At 52.3% G+C, this 20,660-nt stretch carries 22 protein-coding genes and 2 pseudogenes; 13 read left to right on the top strand and 11 right to left on the bottom strand.

Translation table 11 applies throughout. The features are described from left to right. Window positions 1-47: 47 nt before the first annotated feature. From CD000_RS11835 to CD000_RS11805, 7 genes are all read right to left on the bottom strand, one after another. The gene (locus CD000_RS11835) at window positions 48-269 is read right to left on the bottom strand and encodes a spore germination protein (RefSeq protein WP_033011644.1); all 222 of its coding nucleotides are present in this window, start codon (window positions 267-269) and stop codon (window positions 48-50) included. Between the two features lie 368 nt (window positions 270-637). Next, a complete protein-coding gene (locus CD000_RS11830; protein WP_096225737.1) occupies window positions 638-1,024 on the bottom strand; it encodes a spore germination protein GerPE in 387 nt (128 codons plus the stop codon). Beyond that, entirely contained in the window at window positions 1,021-1,212 is a 192-nt protein-coding gene (locus tag CD000_RS11825) for a hypothetical protein (RefSeq protein ID WP_033011648.1), read from the bottom strand. Before CD000_RS11825 ends, CD000_RS11830 begins: the two co-directional genes overlap by 4 nt. Next, window positions 1,209-1,811, bottom strand: coding sequence for a spore germination protein GerPC (gerPC, locus tag CD000_RS11820; protein WP_096225736.1), 603 nt, complete (start codon window positions 1,809-1,811; stop codon window positions 1,209-1,211). Before gerPC ends, CD000_RS11825 begins: the two co-directional genes overlap by 4 nt. Window positions 1,812-1,892: 81 nt before the next feature. Further along, window positions 1,893-2,117, bottom strand: a complete 225-nt coding sequence (locus tag CD000_RS11815) for a spore germination protein GerPB (protein ID WP_096225735.1) — start codon at window positions 2,115-2,117, stop codon at window positions 1,893-1,895. A gap of 15 nt (window positions 2,118-2,132) precedes the next feature. Further along, complete coding sequence (locus CD000_RS11810; protein ID WP_033011654.1) at window positions 2,133-2,354, bottom strand: spore germination protein; 222 nt, start codon at window positions 2,352-2,354, stop codon at window positions 2,133-2,135. Window positions 2,355-2,424: 70 nt separating this feature from the next. Further along, entirely contained in the window at window positions 2,425-2,649 is a 225-nt protein-coding gene (locus CD000_RS11805; protein ID WP_096225734.1) for a spore germination protein, read from the bottom strand. A gap of 144 nt (window positions 2,650-2,793) precedes the next feature. Here CD000_RS11805 and CD000_RS11800 point away from each other — a divergent pair, with 144 nt between their 5' ends. The 3 genes and pseudogenes from CD000_RS11800 to CD000_RS11790 all read left to right on the top strand — a co-directional run bounded on the left by CD000_RS11800 (window position 2,794) and on the right by CD000_RS11790 (window position 5,392). Beyond that, entirely contained in the window at window positions 2,794-3,018 is a 225-nt protein-coding gene (locus tag CD000_RS11800) for a spore germination protein (protein WP_096225733.1), read from the top strand. A gap of 143 nt (window positions 3,019-3,161) precedes the next feature. After that, a pseudogene (locus CD000_RS11795) lies at window positions 3,162-4,088 on the top strand (AMP-binding protein); the annotation flags it as partial. Between the two features lie 137 nt (window positions 4,089-4,225). Then, window positions 4,226-5,392, top strand: coding sequence for a DUF418 domain-containing protein (locus CD000_RS11790; protein ID WP_096225732.1), 1,167 nt, complete (start codon window positions 4,226-4,228; stop codon window positions 5,390-5,392). A 10-nt stretch (window positions 5,393-5,402) separates the two neighbouring features. Here the strand turns inward: CD000_RS11790 and CD000_RS11785 are convergent, their stop codons facing one another. After that, window positions 5,403-5,573 (bottom strand): aspartyl-phosphate phosphatase Spo0E family protein, encoded by a 171-nt coding sequence (locus tag CD000_RS11785; protein ID WP_011230198.1) that lies wholly within the window; start codon window positions 5,571-5,573, stop codon window positions 5,403-5,405. Between the two features lie 318 nt (window positions 5,574-5,891). Between CD000_RS11785 and CD000_RS11780 the strand changes: the two genes are divergently transcribed. The 4 genes and pseudogenes from CD000_RS11780 to CD000_RS19200 all read left to right on the top strand — a co-directional run. Further along, window positions 5,892-6,794, top strand: a complete 903-nt coding sequence (locus CD000_RS11780; protein WP_013523089.1) for a fumarylacetoacetate hydrolase family protein — start codon at window positions 5,892-5,894, stop codon at window positions 6,792-6,794. 144 nt (window positions 6,795-6,938) lie between these two features. After that, window positions 6,939-7,292 carry a YisL family protein gene (locus tag CD000_RS11775; RefSeq protein ID WP_096225731.1) on the top strand — a complete coding sequence of 118 codons (354 nt, stop codon included), beginning with the start codon at window positions 6,939-6,941 and terminating at the stop codon, window positions 7,290-7,292. A 124-nt stretch (window positions 7,293-7,416) separates the two neighbouring features. Beyond that, window positions 7,417-7,962 (top strand): hypothetical protein, encoded by a 546-nt coding sequence (locus CD000_RS19205; protein ID WP_233130435.1) that lies wholly within the window; start codon window positions 7,417-7,419, stop codon window positions 7,960-7,962. After that, a pseudogene (locus CD000_RS19200) lies at window positions 7,898-8,260 on the top strand (EAL domain-containing protein); the annotation flags it as partial. The gene CD000_RS19205 and the pseudogene CD000_RS19200, both read left to right, overlap by 65 nt. Before the next feature lie 154 nt (window positions 8,261-8,414). Here CD000_RS19200 and CD000_RS11765 read toward each other — a convergent pair. Further along, window positions 8,415-8,963, bottom strand: coding sequence for a DUF2777 domain-containing protein (locus CD000_RS11765; protein WP_011230202.1), 549 nt, complete (start codon window positions 8,961-8,963; stop codon window positions 8,415-8,417). Window positions 8,964-9,205: 242 nt separating this feature from the next. Between CD000_RS11765 and asnB the strand changes: the two genes are divergently transcribed. Further along, window positions 9,206-11,053 carry an asparagine synthase (glutamine-hydrolyzing) gene (gene asnB, locus CD000_RS11755; RefSeq protein ID WP_096225729.1) on the top strand — a complete coding sequence of 616 codons (1,848 nt, stop codon included), beginning with the start codon at window positions 9,206-9,208 and terminating at the stop codon, window positions 11,051-11,053. Window positions 11,054-11,096: 43 nt separating this feature from the next. On the opposite strand, the gene CD000_RS11750 is transcribed toward asnB, so the two are convergent. Continuing rightward, window positions 11,097-12,449 carry an MATE family efflux transporter gene (locus CD000_RS11750; RefSeq protein ID WP_096225728.1) on the bottom strand — a complete coding sequence of 451 codons (1,353 nt, stop codon included), beginning with the start codon at window positions 12,447-12,449 and terminating at the stop codon, window positions 11,097-11,099. A gap of 124 nt (window positions 12,450-12,573) precedes the next feature. Between CD000_RS11750 and CD000_RS11745 the strand changes: the two genes are divergently transcribed. Beyond that, window positions 12,574-13,434, top strand: a complete 861-nt coding sequence (locus CD000_RS11745; protein ID WP_096225727.1) for an AraC family transcriptional regulator — start codon at window positions 12,574-12,576, stop codon at window positions 13,432-13,434. Window positions 13,435-13,553: 119 nt separating this feature from the next. Here CD000_RS11745 and CD000_RS11740 read toward each other — a convergent pair whose 3' ends face one another. Then, the gene (locus CD000_RS11740; protein WP_096225726.1) at window positions 13,554-15,320 is read right to left on the bottom strand and encodes an alpha-glycosidase; all 1,767 of its coding nucleotides are present in this window, start codon (window positions 15,318-15,320) and stop codon (window positions 13,554-13,556) included. A 252-nt stretch (window positions 15,321-15,572) separates the two neighbouring features. Between CD000_RS11740 and CD000_RS11735 the strand changes: the two genes are divergently transcribed. The 4 genes from CD000_RS11735 (at window position 15,573) to CD000_RS11720 (ending at window position 20,650) form a co-directional block, all read left to right on the top strand. Further along, complete coding sequence (locus tag CD000_RS11735) at window positions 15,573-16,844, top strand: sugar ABC transporter substrate-binding protein (RefSeq protein WP_096225725.1); 1,272 nt, start codon at window positions 15,573-15,575, stop codon at window positions 16,842-16,844. Window positions 16,845-16,919: 75 nt separating this feature from the next. Then, a complete protein-coding gene (locus tag CD000_RS11730; RefSeq protein WP_020279338.1) occupies window positions 16,920-18,200 on the top strand; it encodes a carbohydrate ABC transporter permease in 1,281 nt (426 codons plus the stop codon). Further along, entirely contained in the window at window positions 18,200-19,042 is an 843-nt protein-coding gene (locus tag CD000_RS11725) for a sugar ABC transporter permease (protein ID WP_096225724.1), read from the top strand. Before CD000_RS11730 ends, CD000_RS11725 begins: the two co-directional genes overlap by 1 nt. Before the next feature lie 72 nt (window positions 19,043-19,114). Then, window positions 19,115-20,650: an alpha-amylase family glycosyl hydrolase gene (locus tag CD000_RS11720; RefSeq protein ID WP_096225723.1), complete on the top strand. Its 1,536-nt coding sequence runs from the start codon at window positions 19,115-19,117 to the stop codon at window positions 20,648-20,650. Window positions 20,651-20,660 lie beyond the last annotated feature (10 nt).

The raw sequence follows: 20,660 nt of genomic DNA, 5'->3' as shown, positions 1-20,660 counted from the left end.
CACTGGATTGAAGGAACGGGGGGATAGGGGGCGGTCCTTGCCCCCATTTAGTTGTTGGCGGCCACGTTTTGGTCAGATACATCGGGATCAAACGCATTTGTAAAGCTGATTGCGTTGTTTGTCATGATAAAGTCGCCGGTGTTGAACCCGCCGGATCCAGCCTGCGTTTTCGTGGCGACTTTTGGTGCGATATACAAGCAGTCGCCCATTTGCACGACCGCGCCGCTACCGACGCTGTTGATTTTGATCGGACCGACGAATGAAGGCATTACAGCTCTTCCTTTCTATATATATAAGTTGAAACTTTGTTTTACATCCAGTAGAGCGCCCGCTGCATTCTATCAAAATGACTTGTTATGAAGGAAAACAGAATCGAACAATCGGAAAATCTTTATTGCAACTTATATAGATGCAATTTGAAGATTTACCATTTGCAACTTTTACCGAGTATTTGATCGACTGTCGGGCGACCGAACAACGCCACTTCCAGATCCATTATATAGGTCTGTGAAGCAGGCGGTTGTTCGGTCCTCCGTCACGCCAAGGCGTGACGGAGAAGCCTGTGGCTTTCCCTCGACAGTCGAAAAGGGGCAAACCGTTTTTCCGTCAGGGGACATGTTAAACTTCCTCGTTGCCTCTATATATCTGCTGCTGACGGCATCGGGCCGGCCAGCTGGCGGATATGTTTGATGCGCGCTTCGCCTTCAGCGATGGAGGTTGAGCCGATGTGGACAACGGCCGAAGAGGAGATCCCTAGCACGCGGATCGACCGGACGGAAATGACCGGGGATTCGTGGAGCGTCTGTTGTGATGCAACCGGCGGCGGGGAAGACCAGCGTGGAATCGGCTTGGTAAAAATCGGGAATGTTTGTTCCCCTTCTGGCTCGAAAAACAGCTCGTATTGCCGCTGCACGGCTAAAGCGCGTGTGCGGGCGGAAATCCGTTCAGAGTCGCCGATTTGCAGCACAGAGCTAATAACCAACGTTTCGGCATGGAGCGCCTGAACGATCGATGTCCGTTTCACGATGCCCCACCCCGAGCCGGCACGAGCGGGACAAACGGGCCGATGATGAGCGATTCCGGCGGCGTATCAAACGCAGACGATAAGTTGATCACATCAGCATCGCCGATTAAAAACAGCGAGGCGCTGGCGACGGCTGTCAAGCGGATGTCCCCGACATGCACGTCGCGGTTAATGACGGTATAATTCACGTTGATTCCTCCCCTGAAGGCAAGTGTTTCAAAAACGCGTCGAGCGATTGTTCAATATCCGCTTTCACTTTTTGGAAGATCTCGTTTTCGACCGTTTCATCGCGATCGCCCGCGGGAACATAGCCTTGGTTTGCTTTCTCTTGCAAATAAAAGCGGATGCGTTCATCCGTCTGTCGGGCGATATCTTGCAAAATAAACTGCCGGTACGTATCATCAAGGCGGCGGTTGTATTGCTGCTCAAGCCGCTTCAATGTTTCTGCCGCCTCACTGTTTAAGTAGGCGGCTACTTTTTCCTGAATCGGGCGCATCAACACCGGCTCCGGATTTGGGACGACGGTTTTTACCGGTTCAACAGCGAAATCTTCGATGGTGCCGCCGGCCCCCGGTGGGGCGATGCCGATATTGAGCGTTCCTTCGAGCGTTTCCACTTTCAGCTGGTCAAATTTGTATTCAATTCGCTCGATCGTAGTGCGCGGCTGCGATTCCAGCTCCCGCAGCCGGGCTTCGAGAACGGAAAGACGTCGTTCGAGTGTCCGTACTTTGTTTGTCTGCCATAATAAATAGCGGCGCAGTTGGACGAAATAGTCGTATATACTCATGGTGCACCATCATCCTCTCACATTCCCCTCTTACTTCAATATATGGACGGCCTGTCGTCCTCATCACTTTTTTCTCTGCATTTAGCGGGTGGCCGAATGGAGAGGAACGAGAGGAGCGGACGGCTGGGCGGCGGTGCCAAGCGGCACGGTCGCTTGCGAAGCCGGGCCAGTGAAACCGCCGGTGTTGGCAAGCGTTGAGAGCGCTTGAATGCTTCCGGCGCTGCCGATTTGCAAAACAGATGAATTGGTGACCGAGCCGATCCGCAACTGGTGGATGCAGATGCTTTGGCTGATGTAAACGTGCACCCTCCTTCTCCTCCTTCAAACGTTTCCGACGACATTTTCATCGGCGACATCGGCGTCATTCGTATTCGTATTGCTGTAATAGTTGTAGACATGAAGCCCGTCGCCGGTGTTGAACGAGCCGGCGCCGGCGAACGTTTTGGTCACGCTTTGCGGGGAAATCGCAAACACGTCGCCGATATGGAACACGCCGCTGCTTCCGATGCTATTCAGTTTCACGATTCCGACAAAAGCCGGCATGGGGCATGCTCCTTTCCCAGCTTCGCAGTTGCTGCTATAGTGTATAGGCGCAAGCCGGCTGACGTTCGCCCTAATTGTTCGCGGATTTGTTCGCGTCTATCATATCTGGATCGCCGGTGTTGGTAAAGCTGACAAATGTGTTCGTTTGCAGGAAATCACCGTTGTTGCTTCCCCCAGAGCCGGTGTGCGATTTGGACGTACTCTTTGGGGTGATTTGCAAAACATCGCCAAAATTGACCGTGCCATCTCCGCTCACATGAGTGATTTTAATCGGTCCGCTGATAAACGAAGGCACTCGCTCCTCCTCCTTTTGTTCCCATTGTTATAGCATATTGTATGAAAAAAACACGTAACTGGTTCAACGCGGGGCGGATGTCCAATCGGCGGTTAAGTTGTCAGCATATGCTAATGAGAAGGAATGGAAAGGAAGGGACAACCGATGCCAGCGATCGTCATCGGCGGGATTAAAGTAACGAGTGTAGGCGGCAACGGCACGGTGAACATGGGCGACGTGCTGCAAATCGCTCCCAAAAGCACCTCAAAGACGAATTCAGGCGCCGGCGGCGGCAATACGGGCGACTTTTTGCAGACGAATACGTTTTGCAGCGTCACGAATACGGTCGATCCGGATGTCTTGGACGCCGGGGTGAAAGGAAATAACTAGCTATTGTCGAGACGACTCCCTTAGCGTTCGTTTTTGGAAAAAAGAAGAAACCAGGTTCTTTTTTGGCGCAATGGAGTGGACTATCCAAGAAAGAGGGCTGACTTCAAAAGTCATTTTACGACTTTTGGGACGGCCCTCTTTTTCTTTATTACACCGCCAACGGGGCAACGCAAATCGGTTTGCGTAAAGTCGATCCGAAAGTCATTTTTGATCTTGTCAAGGAACATCAGGTGACGGTTATGCATATGGCTCCGACTGTGCTCAATATGTTGCTGCAATATTATGAGCAATATCAACTAGATGTCCCGGAAGGCGTGCGGGTCGTCATCGCCGGTTCTGCGCCGCCGCCGGCGTTTGTCGCACGCGTTGAGGAAAAGCTCGGCTGGGAGTTTATCCAGGTGTACGGCATGACCGAATCGTCTCCGCTCAGCACGATTTCGCTCATTCGTCCACAGCTTGACGGACTGCCTGCCGAACAAAAGCAGCGGCTGAAAGCGAAAGCCGGCTATCCGATGATCGGTTGCGAGGTGAAAGTCGTCGACGAGAATGGAGAGGAAGTGCCGAAGAATGGACGGGCGATCGGTGAGGTGATTGTCCGCAGCCATGGCGTCATGAAAGGATATTGGAAAAACGAAGAAGCGACCGCCGCAACGATCCGCGCCGGCTGGCTGTATACCGGCGATATGGCGACCGTCGATGAATACGGGCATATTGATATCGTCGACCGGAAAAAGGATATTATTATTAGCGGAGGGGAAAATATTTCGTCGATTGAAGTCGAAGGAGCGCTTTATGAGCATCCGGCTGTGCTTGAAGCGGCCGTCATCGCCGTGCCGCATGAAAAATGGGGGGAAACGCCGCATGCGTTCGTCGTCGTTCGACCCGGGCATACGGTGAGCGAAGAGGAGCTGATCGCCTTTTCGCGGGAAAAATTGGCCCACTTCAAAGCGATCACGGGTGTAACGTTTGTGGATGAGCTGCCGAAAACAGCCTCCGGAAAAATTCAGAAAGTACACTTGCGCCGCCAATATTGGGATGCAATTGGAAAATCGGGCCGCTATGTCAACTGATGATACAGGCATGCGCCTTCAGACGGGCAGAGGAGAGCGCATCGAATGAAATGGATAAGGCGGCGGGCGTGCCGGCAAGGTCGTAAGGCGTCGCCGATTGCACAGACGGCTAGGCGGTAGAAAGAAGGGAGAAAGCGATGATCAGATCGACCGAGCGAATCGCCGCAGCGGATGTGTTGCGTGGATTCGCCTTGCTCGGCATTTTGCTTGTCAACATGCGTTATTTTTCCTCGCCGGCGTTATACGACGACGGCGTCAAGGGCAGTGATTTTGACCGAGTTTTCGTTGCCGTCGTGGATGTGTTGTTTGAAGCGAGCGCGTATCCGCTGTTTGCCTTTTTATTCGGCTTTGGCGCCGTGATGATGTTCCGCCGGCTCCAAAGCCGCGGGGAGCGGCCGATTCCGATTCTTTTGCGCCGCTTCTTTCTTTTGCTTGGGATCGGCATTGCTCATGCGTTTGGCCTTTGGTTTGGCGATATTTTAATCCCCTACGCCCTCGCCGGGTTCATCATGCTTTTCTTTTTCGCCGCCCCGCCTTGTTGGTGGCGGACGGCGGCTGTTGCCGTCTTTTTTCTTTTTCACGGCCTCATGGCGCTGTTGTTAACTCTCAATGTATTGGCCGGAGAAATGGAGACAGCCGGCGGCCACGAGACCGCGGCGGCCGCGGCGGTTCGCCATTATCGAAACGGAACGTTTCGTGACGTGTTTTGGCAACGGTGGAACGACTGGATGTATATCAACGGCGATGGAGGGCTTTTGCTTACGGTGTTGACCGTGCTGCCGTTTTGCTTGCTTGGCGGCTATGCCGCCGACCAACGTTGGCTTGAAGCCGACCGTCACTCGCCTGCGAAGCTGCGCCGCCTGATGAGGTGGGCGCTATGTTTTGGTTTAGCACTGAAAACAATTCCGTATTGGGCTGCGGCCAACGACTTGACAATGTACATCCAAGACAGCTTCGGAGGCGCCGCTTTGGCGGTGTTCTACGCGGCGGCAGCCGTGTTCGTCTGCGGGAAACGAAGTTGGCAGCGCGCTTGGCGGTGGTGGCAAGACGTTGGCAAAATGTCGCTCACTCATTATCTCGCGCAATCGCTCGTTTGCACGTCGCTGTTTTACGGTTATGGGCTTGGGTGGTACGGACGCACAAGCGCATGGCAGGAGATGTTGATTGCGTTTGCCTTGTATGCGACTCAAGTGTGGATAAGCCGCTTTTGGTTTGCGCGTTTTCATTATGGCCCGGTTGAGTGGATGTGGAGGTGGGGGACATACGGAACGCGGCCGCCGTTTCGCCGCCGGCCGGGGCAATAAAAACCCCTGCTTACTGAACGGACGGGGAAGGCGATTCAAAAATCCTCGTTTGCTGCAAATATTGATTGATCAATTGGTCAAGCTCTTGGCTGCATTCGATCGTCTCTTTGGCCGTGAACCCATAAGTGAGCGCCAATTCGATCATTTGTTGTCGTTTTTCTTCAATTTGCAACAGAACCATTTCCTTCACCATCAATTCGTTTGAAATGTTGGTTGAGGCATGCCGCGTCGATGCAAGACGTTTGTTGCATGACGAAAGTCGCAATCGACGCCCTAGTGGAAACTAAACATTATTATATTATACATATCACGACGAAAAAAGAAAGCGATTCGGGAAAATAAGTGATAAATTTCCTAATTTAGACAAAATTCTACAAAAACAGGACTTTTTCGCCTCGATGGCGAATATCATCCTCAACGCGCCAAAATGGCGAAGGCGGGTGGAAGAGAAGAGTTCACGAAGCGTCCGCTGCATAACAAAGAAAGGGAGAGAGACACGATGAAACTGATCACCGCACTTTTCGATGGAGAAACGTTTGTCGGAGCCGTGCCGCAAGGAGACGACCGGGCGGTTCATTTGCGCCGCGCCGAACGGACGATGGATGGGACGGAGACGATGCCGACGACTATGCTTGAGGCGATTGCCCAAGGGGAGGCATTTTTCACCCGAGCACAAGAAGTAGTTGACTGGGCGCTGCGCCACCCGGCACCGGAGTACGTTTATCGCCTCAGTGATGTCCGTCTTTTGGCCCCGATCCCACGGCCGGCGAAAAACATTTTTTGCATCGGCAAAAACTATGTTGATCACGCGCTGGAGCTCGGCGGCGCCGATGTGCCGGAGCATTTGATCGTCTTCACGAAAGCGCCGACAACGGTCATCGGTCATGAGGAAACGATTTTGCGCCATGCCGATGTCACGGATGAAATGGACTATGAAGGGGAGCTGGCGGTGGTCATCGGCAAACAAGGGCGGGCGATCCGCCGCGAAGACGCGCTTGATTACGTATTTGGATACACGATCATCAACGATGTGACAGCAAGAGATTTGCAGGAGCGGCACCAACAATATTTTCTCGGCAAAAGCTTGGATACATTTTGCCCGATGGGGCCATGGATCGTGCCAAGCAAATTTGTGCCAAATCCAAACGATTTGCGCATCGAGACACGGGTCAACGGCGAAGTGCGCCAGCAAGCCAACACGAAACAATTGATTTTTTCCATTGAATCGATCATCGAGACGATCTCAAAAGGCATTACGCTTGAGCCGGGCGACATCATCGCTACAGGAACGCCGGCTGGAGTCGGCAAAGGGATGAACCCGCCGCGCTTTTTGCAGACGGGTGATGTCATTGAGGTGACGGTGGAAGGCATCGGCACGCTGCGCAACAAAGTGGGAGAGTAAACGGCGAAAGTGAGGAAGCTCCCATTGATGTTCGAAAGGCGTCCTCTTGAAAGAAAGGGCGTCTTTCGTTTTCGTGAAGTTTGTCAACCGTCCGCCCGCCGTGCTATGATGGGAAGGAACAAGGAATGATTGGAGGGATGGACGTTGACGCATGCCCATATTACGAGCTGGCTCATCACGATTGTTTTATTTTTCCTTGCGGTGTCGATGGAGCGGCAAGGGGCGGGCAAAGCCAAGATCGTGCAAATGGTGTTGCGGCTGTTTTACATTCTCACGATCGTGACGGGCCTGCTTTTGCTGTATAGCATTGCTTCGATATCTGCGCTTTATTGGCTAAAGGCGCTTGCCGGGCTGTGGGTGATCGGAGCGATGGAAATGGTTTTAGCAGCTGAAAAAAAAGGGAAAAGCGCGGCGGCAAGATGGACGCAATGGGTCATTGCCCTTGTGGTGACGCTGTTCCTTGGCCTGTTGCTGCCACTTGGTTTTGACTTATTCTAAAGCGAAGCGGCAGCCTTCTATTGGTTGCCGCTTTTGTCGAAGGCGAAAATATGATATGGTAAAACAAACAATGTTTTTTGAATTTTTCGACCTCGTTGGTCAGCGGGAGGGGGCATGATCGTTTATGCGTTGGTTCTGCTGCCGCCGCGCCGAGGAGCTGGATCATTTGCTCAGGGAGCATAGTTCTTCCTTGGATGAGCCGTTGTTTGTCCAAATCGCGGGCAATGATGAGGCAGCAGTGCGCCATGCGGCCGCCGCGTTAGCCCGTCGTTGGCCGCACGCTTCTGGGATGGAATTTCCGTTTCTTATCGAACGGAACGGACGCGATGTCTGCCTGCCGATTGTCGCTGTCAACCAGGATGGCTCGGTTGCCGTAAGGGGCCATGTCCATAACGGAGAAAAGGTGCGATTTGCTTATATTCATGCCGCGTCCCTTTACTGGAGCGCGCGTGACGCGTCACCCGCTATTTTTACCGAGCGCTGCGGGGGGAATATCCAAACGTATAACTTGGAAATTCCGACGAAATCGGGAGAACGGCTTTTGTTTCAAATGAAAAACATTCCCATCATTGTGGATGGCAAAAAGGTTGGCATTTACGGAATCGGTGTCCAGCACGATGCGGACAATGGACGAGTTGAGGAAGCTTGGCGTCGGCATCGCCGTCGATGATTTCGGCAGCGGATATTCCTCGTTCCATTATTTAAAGCGGTTGCCAGCGACAATATTGAAAATTGACCGTGCCTTTATTGAACAATTGCATGCCAACGCTTCCGATGAGGCCATTGTCAAGGCGATGATTACGATGGGACACGGGTTGGGGCTTGAGACGATCGCCGAAGGGGTGGAAACGCCGGAACAGCTCAACCGGCTTCGCGATTTGCAATGCACGTATGCGCAAGGATACGTGTTTTGTCCGCCGCTTCTCGCTGAAGAAGTGATGCAGTATGTGACGGAAAAGCAAAAGTGATCCCCCGCCCGCGTCGGTTGACAGCTGTCGTCCGTCGGCACTCCGCCTGAAGCAAAACGGCTGCTAGGCTTCGCTTCGGGCGGAAGGATGGCCGTTAAAAAAAACATTGACAGCTCGCCGTTGGACTTCGACGACGTGAGGATCAACAGGCGATTCAGCCGATTTGGGCGCAAATGGCTCGCTCACCGCTGTTTAATGTGATTTCAAAACGGTCGCTTGACGCCCGTCCGCGCTCGTAATAATGGTGGATGCTTCCAATTTGTTCGGTGTTGTCATAAATGATGAAATTCACGCCAGACGATTTGGCAAACAATAGGCCGTTGTAGCAATATAAGCAGTCATACAGCGAAAATCCGAGGCTGTTCAGCCATTGAACAAACTGGAAAAAGGTTGAATCAGGAAGCGCGGCGAGCCATTGTTGATAGGCATAAGTCAGCCGTTTGCGGAAACGGATGCGATCGCCGTTTTCGAGGGGAAAGACGCCAAGATCCGTGGCGACCGCGCCCTGATCCTGCCATTGCCCGGACAGCCAATGTCCGCAGTGAAACCATTCGATGCCTTGCTCGGCAATTTCTTCTACTAAAGAGGCTTCCTCTTCTTCTTCGTCGAAGAAGATCCATTCATCGTTGACGAACTCCACTGTTCCATACACATACGCCCGCGGCTGTTCCACAATGCATTGCAGCCGTTCCTCGATGTTCAATATCTCTCATCCTCCTTGTACTCCTCTATTTTTCCATTTTTTTGCTGATTTATTCATGCGGCGACCGACGTCGGACAATTCATCGAAATGACGGGGGGTGCATAAAATGGAATCATGCCGACGTGGAGAACCATCGTGAATCAAAGGAGCGATCGCTGGAAACGATCGTGAAAAAGAACGGACGAAATGATGGAAACGGGTGAGAACTTGCCATCTTTGATAAAAAGAAAGGATTGGTTTGTATGTGTGGCATTACTGGCTGGGTCCATTTCGGGCGCAATTTGCGCCGCGAGCGGACGGTCATTGACAGCATGACAGAGACGCTCGCCAAACGTGGACCGGATGATACAAATACGTGGCTGGACACTCATGTCGCCTTCGGCCATAAACGGCTTGTCGTCGTGGATCCGGCTGGCGGCAAACAACCGATGGTCCGGCAAAAAAACGGACATCGTTATACGATCGTCTATAACGGCGAGCTGTATAATACGGAAGACATTCGCAAGGAACTGTTGCGCCAAGGCTATCGATTTGATGGTCATTCCGATACAGAAGTGTTGCTTGCCGCATATATGGAATGGAAGGAGAAATGCGTCGATTGGCTCAACGGCATTTTTGCCTTCGCTGTTTGGGATGGGGAGCGCGAGCTGTTATTTATGGCGCGCGACCGTCTCGGAGTAAAACCTTTGTTTTATCGAGAAGATGGCGGGGGGCTGTTGTTCGGCTCGGAAGTGAAAGCCATTTTGGCCCATCCCGATGTAAAGGCAGAAGTCAATTATGAAGGACTCGCCGAAGTGTTCGGCCTCGGACCGTCGCGCACACCGGGGCACGGTGTGTTTGACGGCATTCGAGAGCTGCGCCCGGCACATGCGCTCACGTTCTCTCGCAGCGGGCTTCGCATTTGGCGGTATTGGAATGTCGAAAGCGACGTCCACCGCGATTCGTTCGAGGAAACGGTCGAAAAGCTGCGCTTTCTATTGACGGATGCGGTCACGCGCCAACTCGTTTCCGATGTGCCGGTCTGCACATTTCTATCCGGTGGAGTCGATTCAAGCGCCATTACAGGGATTGCCGCCAATGCTTTCGCGGCAGATGGAAAAGGGCCGCTGCACACCTACTCGATCGATTATGAAGGAAACGACCAGTATTTCAAAGCCAACGATTTTCAACCAAACACGGATGCGCCATTTATCGAACAGGTGTCAAACCAATTTCAAACGGTTCATCATCGCTGCGTGATCACGCAAGAAGAACTGTTCCGCCATTTGCATGAAGCCGTCATCGTCCGCGACGTTCCGGGCATGGCTGATGTCGATTCGTCGCTTCTTTGGTTTTGCAAACAAATTCGCGAGCAGTTTGTCGTCAGTTTGTCTGGAGAATGCGCCGATGAGATTTTTGGCGGCTACCCATGGTTTCATCGCCCGGACGATTTGGCGCGCAAAGGATTTCCATGGATGCGCTCGATTGAGGCGCGCATCGGGTTGTTAAAGGAAGAATGGCGGCAAAAGCTCCGCCTTGACGATTACGTGCAAATGCGCTATGAACAGACGATTGCCGAAGTGCCGCGTCTCGAGGGGGAAAGCGCCGAGGAGGCGAAGCGGCGTGAGCTGTTTTACTTAAATATGATTTGGTTTATGACGACACTGCTTGACCGGAAAGACCGGATGAGCATGGGAGCAAGCTTGGAAGTGCGCGTGCCGTTCGCTGACCATCGCATTGTCGAATACGTTTGGAACATTCCGTGGGATATGAAAATGTACGGCGGCCGAGAAAAAGGCCTTTTGCGAAAAGCACTCGAGGGATTGCTTCCCGAAGAGGTGCTCTACCGGAAAAAAAGCCCATATCCGAAAACGCACCATCCTCTATATACGAAACTTGTCAAGCAATGGCTTGAGCAGTTGCTCTATGACCGCTCTTCGGTTTTGCACGAGTTTTTCGACCGGGAAAAATTGCTGGCGCTCATTGAAACAGAAGGGAAGTCGTTCCAAGTGCCTTGGTTTGGGCAGCTCATGACCGGTCCGCAACTGCTTGCCTACCTTGGCCAAGTGCACGTTTGGTTTGACCATTACGGCATTCATATTAAAGAATAAGAGCTGCGCTGATGCGCAGCTCTTATTTTCGTGGCGGGAGGCTTCATGCCATTTTCGCTTGCGGCGCCACCGTCTTTTTCATCCAGACGCGCGACCGCCAGCGCCGAAGCATCAACAGTCCGCGCAACCATTCGTCGGCGATGAACGACAGCCAAATGCCGACAAGGCCAAACCCAAGGGCAATGCCGAAGATGTATGCCACTGTGACCCCGACGCCCCACATCGACAAAATGCCCATATAGACCGGAAATTGCACATCTCCGGCTGCCCGCAACGAGCCGATGATGACGAGATTAAACGACCGCCCCGGCTCAAGGATGATGGTTAAAAGCAACAGTTTGCGCCCAAGCCCAATCATCGACGCGTCATCAGTAAAGAAGGAGAGCAGCGGTTCGGCGAACCAATAGGCGGCTGTAGCAAGCAACACGGACATGCCAATGGCGCTGTACAAACTTTTCAAGCAGCGGGCGTAGGCTTCCTCGTATCGCCCGGCCCCGACGAAGTGGCCGACGAGAATTTGCGTTCCTTGGCTGACGGCGATGCCGAACAAAAAGACGAACATCATAATGTTTTGCGTATACACTCGTACCGTTAGCGCCTCGGCGCCCAGCCACGTAATCAAATAGGTGATCACCATTTGCGCTGTATTGTAGGAAAGGTGCTCGCCGGCTGACGGCACACCGATTTTCAATAGCGAACGAAAGTGGCGAAACGGCAGGGCGCAAAAGGCACGCGGCGCGAGTGCAATACCTGTTCGTTTGCGCAATAAGGCAACGAGCACAACAAAGCCGGCCAACCGGCTGGCTGCTGTTGAAATAGCAGCTCCTTCCGCCCCAAGAGGAGGAAGAGCAAATGAGCCGAAAATAAGGAAGTAGTTTCCGATGACATTGAGTACATTCATGCCGATCGTGACATACATCGTATCACGTGTAAAGCCGTAGCTTTTTAAGATGGCGCCGACCGTCATCATCAGCGCTTGGATGAACAAAAACCCGCCGACAATCGCCAAATAGCTGCTCCCCTCGTCAAACAGCTCAGCCGGCAGCCCCATCAGCCGCAAAATCGGCCGGCTAAACGCGGCAAGAATGGCACTTACCAACAGACCAAACAGCAAGTTGGCAGCAAGGGAAACGAGCGACACTTCAATGGCCTCTTGTTCCCGCCGGGCACCTAAATATTGGGCGACAAGTACGGCGGTCGCCAAGGCAACGAAGTTGAACAGCACGATCGTTAACGCGATGATTTGGTTCGCCACCCCGACGGCGGCGACCGCATGATCCGAGTACTGGCTGAGCATAAGTGTATCAGCGTTGCCCATGACCATATAAAGCAACGTTTCAATAAAAATCGGCCACGTTAATGAGAACAGTGACCATGTTTTTGCCTCTTGGCGCAAATTGAGACAACTCCTTTTTCAAATTCCGACTTGAACGATATACTCAGTTTAGCTAGTTTGCTGCATAATGGAAAGAGAAAGAAGCGATTTCACTTGCACATTTCCGACAAGGAGAGAGGGGACAATGCATTATGTTACGTTTTCGCTGCCACCGCTGCCGGTGTTTATTAAAGGGGCGGAAAGCGTATTTCCAAAAGGAAAACGGCATTTTCGCCGCACGTTTACCGTATTTGACTTGCTGTATGTGAAACAAGGCTGTTTGTATATGACGGAAAACGGGCGCGAGTTTGCCATCGGCAGCGGGCAATATTTGCTGTTGATCCCCGGCCGCGAACATTACGGACACCGCCCGTGTGAAGAGAAAACGGAGCTTGTTTGGCTGCACTTTTTGCTGCCGGACTACACGGTTGCTCCGGACTGCCCGGCGAGCCGGCAAACGGTGATGGAAAAAGAGGCGACGTACACTGAGCCAATCCAATACCGGCTCTCCATCCGTCAATATGGCGAAGTCAAGCAGCGCGAGCGGGTGGAACAGCTGCTAAGTCAAATCGTGGAACAAAACATTCGGCGGGATATCGATCAGCCGCTCCGGCAGCTGCTGCTGTTCATCGAATTCCTTTGGCATTTGCAAAAACAAGAGCTTTCCGTCCCGAGCGCGTCTGAACAGATCAGCGCCGCGGTGGTTGCGTATATCGAGAAACATTTCAGCGAGCCCATTACACTGGACATGCTCGCGCAGGAGCTCCGATTCCACCCGGACTACATCACCCGCTGCATGCAAAAAACGATGGGCATGGGATTTAGCCGCTACTTGGCGCATTATCGGCTGTCAAAGGCAAAGCAATGGTTGGCGGAGACGAACGAGACGATCGAGGCGATCGCCAAGCGGGTTGGCATTGACGATGGCGCCTACTTTTCGCGCCTGTTTAAAAAGATGGAAGGGATCACGCCGACCGAATATCGGCGCATGGCGCGGCGCACCTGACCTTCTGTGTCGTTGGTATAGGGATCGAGACGGCCGGCAAAAGATCAAACCGGTGCAGCTTGTCCGCTGCACCGGCAGCCGATATGATATGTTTGTCCGTAACCGCCCGCTCAGTCGCCTTACCAGCTTTCGACCGCGTAAAGCACAAACCCGTACGGCGGCAAGGAGACGCAAAGTGTTTCCGCCTCTGCAGCGAATCGCTCCCCTGTCAGAAGGTTGACCAGCCATTTTCCACGCGCATCGATCGGCATGGGAATTTCTGCTGCTTCGTTGCTCCGGTTGATGATGATCATGACCGTTTCATTGCCATCCGTTTTTTCATAAACAAGATGGTTCGCTTCATCATCGGCGGCGAGAAAAGCGACATCGCCGCGTCGAAGCGCCCGATATTGCTTGCGAAGAGCGATCAGTTGCTTGACATGTTCATACAGTTCTTTGTTTTGCTTCTCTGGATCCCACACCATACATTTTCGGCACTCCGGATCGTTTCCGCCCGTCATGCCGATCTCATCGCCATAGTAAATGCACGGCGAACCGGTGAACGTCAGCTGGAACAAAAACAACAACTTCGCTTTGCGGACGTCGCCGCCGCAAACCGTAAGCAGCCTTGGTGTATCATGGCTGCCAAGCAAGTTGAATGCCGCTTCGTTCACCTGTTTCGGATACGAATGAAGAAGTCGGATCATGATATCGGCAAACTGGCGGGCGCTGATTTCCTCTTTCGCGAAAAAGCGAAGCGCCCCGTCCGTGAACGGGTAGTTCATGACGGCGTCAAACTGGTCGCCGCGCAGCCAAGGCATGGCATCATGCCAAATCTCGCCGAGAATGTACACATCGGGCTTTAGCGCCTTCACTGCCTGCCGGAATTCGCGCCAAAATTGATGATCGATTTCGTTCGCCACATCGAGCCGCCAGCCGTCAATATCAAACTCGCGAATCCAGTACGTCGCGACATCAAGCAAGTAGCGCTTCACTTCCGGATGGGCGGTATTGAGTTTCGGCATTTGCGGCACGAACGCAAACGTGTCGTAATTCGGGCGCGGCTCCGTTTGGAGCGGAAACTCGCGAATATGGAACCAATCTTTATACCTAGACGCTGCGCCGTTTTTTAACACATCTTGAAACGGGCCAAACTCATAGCCGCAATGATTGAAGACCGCATCGAGCATGACGCGGATTCCTTTTTCATGGCAGCGCTTGACAAGTGTTTTCAACGTCTCTTTGTCCCCAAAGTGCGGGTCGATTTCAAAATAATCAGCGGTGTCGTATTTATGGTTCGACGGCGCGCGGAAAATCGGCGTCAAGTAAAGGCCGGTGATGCCAAGGTCAGCCAAGTAATCGAGATGGTCGATAATTCCTTGCAAATCCCCCCCAAAAAAACTTGTCGGCGTTGGGTCTTCGCTTCCCCACGGCCGCGCTCCTTCCGGACTGATGGCCGGGTTGCCGTTGGCGAACCGCTCAGGGAAAATTTGATACCATACGGTGTCTTTTACCCAGCCCGGCGCTTGGAACAGGTCGACCCGATGAAGAAAGGGAAAGCAAAAGTAGTAAGCGGTGTCGTCACTCGGAGCTTCATGGTAAAATCCTTTTTCCGTATAGACCAGTTGTTCGCCCCCAGCTCGAAGCACAAACCCATAGCGCAGCCGCCGATATGGCGGTCTGACCTCGGCGAACCAATAGTCAAATCGTTCGTCGCTTCCCGTTTTCTGCATCGGCATCGTTTGAAACTGCCAGGCGCCGTCTTGCCACTCGTACGGGTCGCCGTGCAACAGCTCCACCCGATCAACATCATCTTTTTTTGTCCGAAGCCGAAGATGAAGCGTTTCGCCATCATAGGCATAGGCGAAGTTGTCAGTCGGGCGGTGGTGAATGGCTTCTTTTTGCATCATCGTTCCCCCTCTTGAATCCAATTTGGGTAAAAGCAATCGTTTGCATGATAGACTTCCGTTAAACAAAGCGTACACCAATGTAAAAAAAAAGTCAAATTTCATAGAAAATAAGCTTGTAAAATGAAAAATAGACGATATAATAGAGTTGAAAGGTGCAATCGTTTTCATCGGAGTGATTGCGATTTTAATGCGCAAACGATTTCGCTACGGTTGCACTGAAAAAGAGTTGATCAAAAGAGGAGGGAGAGCATGAAGAAAACATTGTCTTTGTTTCTCATGGCTGTGCTGCTCGTGGGCGTGCTCGCTGCCTGCGGACCGAAACGGGACATTCAACAGCCGAAAGAAAGTCAAGGAACGACCGAAAAGGCGGAAAAACCGGACAAACTGGTCGTTTGGGTGAACGACGACGAAAAGCAGAAACAAGCATTAAAAGATATTTTCCAAAAGTACACAGAAAAAACCGGAATCAAAATCGAGATGGTTGCGGTCAGCATGCTCGATCAAACGAAAAAACTAGCGCTCGACGGACCGGCTGGCAAAGGGCCGGATGTGTTCTACCAGCCGCATGACCGCATCGGCGACATTGTGCTGCAAGGATTGGCCGATCCAGTCGACCTTGGCGATGCGAAAGGCGAGTACAGTCCGACGGCCATCAACGCGGTCACCTATGACGGAAAGACGTATGGCGTGCCGATGGTCGTTGAAACATACGGCGTGTTCTACAATAAAAATTTAGTGCCGGAAGCGCCGAAAACGATCGATGACTTGATGAAGATCGCCAAGGAAAAAACGAATGCGGCCAAAGACCAATACGGCTTTTTAATGGAAGCGACGAATTTCTATTTCGTTTATCCGTTCTTCTCCGGATACGGCGGCTATGTGTTTAAAAATGAAAACGGCAAATACGACACAAGCGACATTGGGCTCGCTAATGATGGAGCCGTCAAAGGAGCCGAGCTCGTCCAATCGTGGTTTAAAAACGGATACATTCCGAAAGAAATCAACGGCGATATTATGAACGGGCTGTTTACGAAAGGAAATGTGGCGGTTGCCATCACCGGACCATGGAACATCGCGTCGTATAAAGAAGCGCTGGGCGACAAATTAGCGACCGCACCGCTGCCGGTCTTAGACAACGGCGAGCATCCGAAATCGTTCGTCGGCGTGAAAACATGGATGTTATCAGCCTATTCGCAAAACAAAGAATGGGCGGTCGACTTCATGAAGTTTGTCACGAACGAAGAAAATTCGCTTCATTACTATGAAGTGGCGGGCGAAATGCCGGCGAACGAAAAAGCGTTGACGAATGAGAAAATTACGAACGACCCGCTGATCGCCGGTTTTGCGGAGCAAATCCAATACGGCGAGCCGATGCCGAACGTGCCGGAAATGTCGCAAGTGTGGGAGCCGATGGGCAATGCCTTGCAATTTATCGCGAAAGGCGACAACCCGAAAGCGGTGCTCGGTGAGGCGGTCAAAACGATTCAAGATAAAATCGCCGCCAGCGGCGCTGGAAAATAACGCGTGATATCGTGGTGGATAGGATCAGCCCTATCCACCATTCTTATCCATATGATAGGGATAGGGGGGATTGGAATGCCGGAAGCAAACGTCCGCCATCGGCCGGCGGTGGCGATGGCGCTGTCGCTGTTGTTTGCCGGCCTTGGGCAATTGTACAACCGCCGGTATGTCAAAGGCATCTTGTTCATCATCATTGAAGCTTCGTTTTTGCTGACGTTTTATAACTTTTTGAACATCGGGCTGTGGGGACTCGTCACGCTTGGCGAAATTCCGATGTTGGATCATTCGATTTTTCTCTTGATTCAAGGATTGGTTTCGGTCATCATCATCGCATTTGCGGCCGCCCTGCATATTGCGAACATCATTGATGCGCGCAACGACGCCCGCCGCCGGCAAAGGGGCGAACCGTTTCCGTCGCTGTGGGAATCGTGCCGCAACGCTTGGGATAAAGGATTTCCGTACATCTTTGTTACGCCCGGGCTTGTGATGCTGTTGTTTATCGTCGTGCTGCCGCTGTTGTTTATGGTGTCGCTCGCCTTTACCGACTACAACTTGTACCACTCGCCGCCACGGCATTTGCTGAATTGGGTTGGATTGGAAAACTTCAAAAACTTAGTGTCGATTCCGATTTGGAAAAGCACGTTTTTTAGCGTTCTCGCCTGGACGATCGTTTGGACCGTGGTGGCGACAACGGCGCAAATCGCCCTTGGCCTGTTTTTGGCGCTCCTTGTCAACGACCCGCGCATCAAGTTCAAGCGGTTCATCCGCACGGTGTTGATTTTGCCGTGGGCCGTGCCAGCGTTTGTCACGATTTTGGTGTTTGCGGCGATGTTCAACGACAAATTCGGAGCCATCAACCGCGAAGTGTTGAGTTTGTTTGGGGTGTCGATCCCGTGGATGACCGATCCGTTTTGGACGAAAGTGGCGCTTATTTTGATTCAAACGTGGCTTGGCTTCCCGTTCGTCTTTGCGTTGTTTACCGGCGTTTTGCAAAGCATTTCCCGCGATTGGTACGAAGCGGCCGACATCGACGGAGCGACGCGCTGGCAAAAGTTCAAATCGATCACGCTGCCGCACGTCTTGTATGCGACGGCGCCGCTGTTGATTATGCAATACGCCGGCAATTTCAACAACTTTAACATCATCTATTTGTTCAACGACGGGGGGCCTGCGGTGCGCGGGCAAAACGCCGGTGGAACGGACATTCTCATTTCATGGGTGTACGATTTGACGTTCACGACGAACAACTACAACATGGCGGCGGCGATCTCGCTCATCATCGGCTTGATCGTCAGCGGGTTTGCCATTTACCAGTTCCGGCGCACCCGTTCCTTTAAAGAGGAGGGGAACATTTGATGAACCGCAAATGGAAATCGCGCGTGGAAGTAGCGCTTATTTATTTGTTTATCGCCTTCATGTTTGTCGTCATCGCCTATCCGCTCCTTTGGACGATCAGCATGTCGCTCAATCCAGGAACGAGCTTGTATTCGGCGTCGCTCATCCCGGAGAAGTGGTCGTTTGAGCACTATAAGTGGTTGTTTACCAGTCCGAACAGCGATTATTTGCTTTGGTATAAAAACAGCTTGTTTGTTGCGACGGTCAATGCGGTGTTGTCCGTCTTGTTTACGGCGCTCATCGCCTATGCGTTTTCGCGCTACCGATTCGTCGGGCGGAAAACGGGGCTGTATTTGTTTTTAGTGTTGCAAATGTTTCCGTCGCTCATGGCGATGGTCGCGATCTATATTTTGCTCAATATGCTCAATTTGCTCGATTCGCTTTGGGGACTCATTCTCATTTACGTCGGCGGGCAAATTCCGTTTAACGCGTGGCTGGTCAAAGGCTACTTTGACACGATCCCGCGCGAGCTGGATGAGGCGGCGCGCATCGACGGCGCCGGGCATTTCGGCGTCTTTTTCCGCATTATGCTGCCCTTAGCCAAGCCGATTTTGGCCGTTGTCGCGTTGTTCAACTTTATGGCGCCGTTCACCGACTTTTTGCTGCCGTCGATCGTGTTGCGCGACCCGGACAAATTTACGCTGGCGGTCGGGCTGTTTAACTTCATCAGCGACCGGTTTGCGAACAACTTCACCCGCTTTGCCGCCGGCTCGATTTTGATTGCCGCGCCGATCGCCGTCGTCTTTTTGTTCCTGCAGCGGTATTTGATTTCCGGCTTAACGGCCGGTGGCACAAAAGGGTAAGAACCGATGTCATAGAATAGTGGGCTCACCCGTTTCCGAATGAGCAAATGAATCGGGAAGGGAGGAATGGAAATGGGGAACCGGCTCTTTATGCTGCTCGTCCTTCCGTTCCTTCTTTTTTATGCCTGGCCGGTGCAGGCGGCGGAGAAAGAAGAACGGACGTGGCAAGATGAAGCGATTTATTTCATTATGGTCGACCGGTTTAACAATGCGGATCCGACGAATGACAAAGGCGTCAATGTCAACGATCCGAAAGGGTATTTCGGCGGCGACTTGAAAGGGGTGACGGCGAAACTCGATTACATCAAGGAGATGGGATTTACGGCCATTTGGCTGACGCCGATTTTCGAAAACATGCCGGGCGGATACCACGGGTATTGGATCAAAGATTTTTATCGCGTCGATCCGCATTTCGGCACGCTGGATGATTTGAAGACGCTTGTCAAAGAAGCGCACAAGCGCCATATGAAAGTCATCTTGGACTTTGTCGCCAACCATGTCGGCTACGACCATCCATGGCTTCGCGACCCGGCGAAAAAAGATTGGTTCCATCCGAAAAAAGAGATTTTCGACTGGAATGATCAAACACAACTAGAAAACGGATGGGTGTATGGGCTGCCGGATTTAGCGCAGGAAAATCCAGAAGTCAAGAAATATTTAATCGATGCGGCCAAATGGTGGATCAAAGAAACGGACATTGACGGCTATCGCCTCGATACGGTGCGCCATGTGCCAAAATCATTTTGGCAGGAGTTTGCCAAAGAAGTGAAATCGGTGAAACAAGACTTTTTCCTTCTTGGCGAAGTGTGGAGCGACGATCCGCGCTATATTGCCGAGTACGGCCAATACGGCATCGACGGTTTTGTCGATTATCCGCTGTATGGCGCGGTGAAGCAGTCGCTTGCTAGGCGCGATGCATCGCTCCGGCCGTTGTATGACGTCTGGGAATACAACAAAACGTTTTACGACCGCCCGTACTTGCTCGGGACGTTTTTGGACAATCACGATAACGTGCGGTTTACGAAACTTTCGATTGACAACCGCAACAATCCGATTTCACGCATCAAGCTGGCGATGACGTATTTGTTCACCGCCCCCGGCATCCCGATCATGTATTACGGAACGGAAATCGCCATGAACGGCGGCGAAGACCCGGACAACCGCCGCTTGATGGATTTCCGCGCCGATCCGGAGATCATTGATTACTTGAAAAAAATCGGCCCGCTCCGCCAACAGCTGCCGTCTTTGCGGCGCGGCGATTTTACGCTCCTGTATGAAAAAGACGGCATGGCGGTGTGGAAACGGCAATATGAAGATGAAACAACGGTTATCGCCATCAACAACACGGGCGAAACGCAGCACGTTCACCTAACGAACGACCAGCTGCCAAAAAACAAGGAACTGCGCGGCTTTTTATTGGACGATCTCGTCCGCGGCGATGAGGACGGCTACGACCTTGTGCTCGACCGCGAAACGGCGGAAGTATACAAGCTACGGGAGAAAACAGGGATCAACATCCCGTTTATCGCCGCCATCGTATCGGTTTGCGTGCTGTTTCTTTTGTTTTTATATTTGGTGAAAAAACGGGCAAAACGGATCAATGAATAAATGGAAAGGA

Origin of the sequence: Geobacillus sp. FJAT-46040, from assembly GCF_002335725.1 — a bacterium.
Taxonomy (GTDB): domain Bacteria; phylum Bacillota; class Bacilli; order Bacillales; family Anoxybacillaceae; genus Geobacillus; species Geobacillus thermoleovorans.
Note: the sequence above shows the minus strand (reverse complement) of the source record. Positions and strands in the feature narration are given on the sequence as shown.

What these genes read in the sequence shown, in the direction of transcription:
- CD000_RS11745 (WP_096225727.1), top strand. Translation starts at nt 12,574, where the DNA reads ATGCATTATGTTACGTTTTCGCTGCCACCGCTGCCGGTGTTTATTAAA.
- CD000_RS11735 (WP_096225725.1), top strand. Translation starts at nt 15,573, where the DNA reads ATGAAGAAAACATTGTCTTTGTTTCTCATGGCTGTGCTGCTCGTGGGC.
- CD000_RS11725 (WP_096225724.1), top strand. Translation starts at nt 18,200, where the DNA reads ATGAACCGCAAATGGAAATCGCGCGTGGAAGTAGCGCTTATTTATTTG.
- CD000_RS11790 (WP_096225732.1), top strand. Translation starts at nt 4,226, where the DNA reads ATGATCAGATCGACCGAGCGAATCGCCGCAGCGGATGTGTTGCGTGGA.
- CD000_RS11740 (WP_096225726.1), bottom strand. Translation starts at nt 15,320, where the DNA reads ATGCAAAAAGAAGCCATTCACCACCGCCCGACTGACAACTTCGCCTAT.
- gerPC (WP_096225736.1), bottom strand. Translation starts at nt 1,811, where the DNA reads ATGAGTATATACGACTATTTCGTCCAACTGCGCCGCTATTTATTATGG.
- CD000_RS11730 (WP_020279338.1), top strand. Translation starts at nt 16,920, where the DNA reads ATGCCGGAAGCAAACGTCCGCCATCGGCCGGCGGTGGCGATGGCGCTG.
- CD000_RS11785 (WP_011230198.1), bottom strand. Translation starts at nt 5,573, where the DNA reads ATGGTTCTGTTGCAAATTGAAGAAAAACGACAACAAATGATCGAATTG.
- CD000_RS11835 (WP_033011644.1), bottom strand. Translation starts at nt 269, where the DNA reads ATGCCTTCATTCGTCGGTCCGATCAAAATCAACAGCGTCGGTAGCGGC.
- CD000_RS11810 (WP_033011654.1), bottom strand. Translation starts at nt 2,354, where the DNA reads ATGCCGGCTTTTGTCGGAATCGTGAAACTGAATAGCATCGGAAGCAGC.
- CD000_RS11800 (WP_096225733.1), top strand. Translation starts at nt 2,794, where the DNA reads ATGCCAGCGATCGTCATCGGCGGGATTAAAGTAACGAGTGTAGGCGGC.
- asnB (WP_096225729.1), top strand. Translation starts at nt 9,206, where the DNA reads ATGTGTGGCATTACTGGCTGGGTCCATTTCGGGCGCAATTTGCGCCGC.
- CD000_RS11780 (WP_013523089.1), top strand. Translation starts at nt 5,892, where the DNA reads ATGAAACTGATCACCGCACTTTTCGATGGAGAAACGTTTGTCGGAGCC.
- CD000_RS19205 (WP_233130435.1), top strand. Translation starts at nt 7,417, where the DNA reads ATGCGTTGGTTCTGCTGCCGCCGCGCCGAGGAGCTGGATCATTTGCTC.
- CD000_RS11720 (WP_096225723.1), top strand. Translation starts at nt 19,115, where the DNA reads ATGGGGAACCGGCTCTTTATGCTGCTCGTCCTTCCGTTCCTTCTTTTT.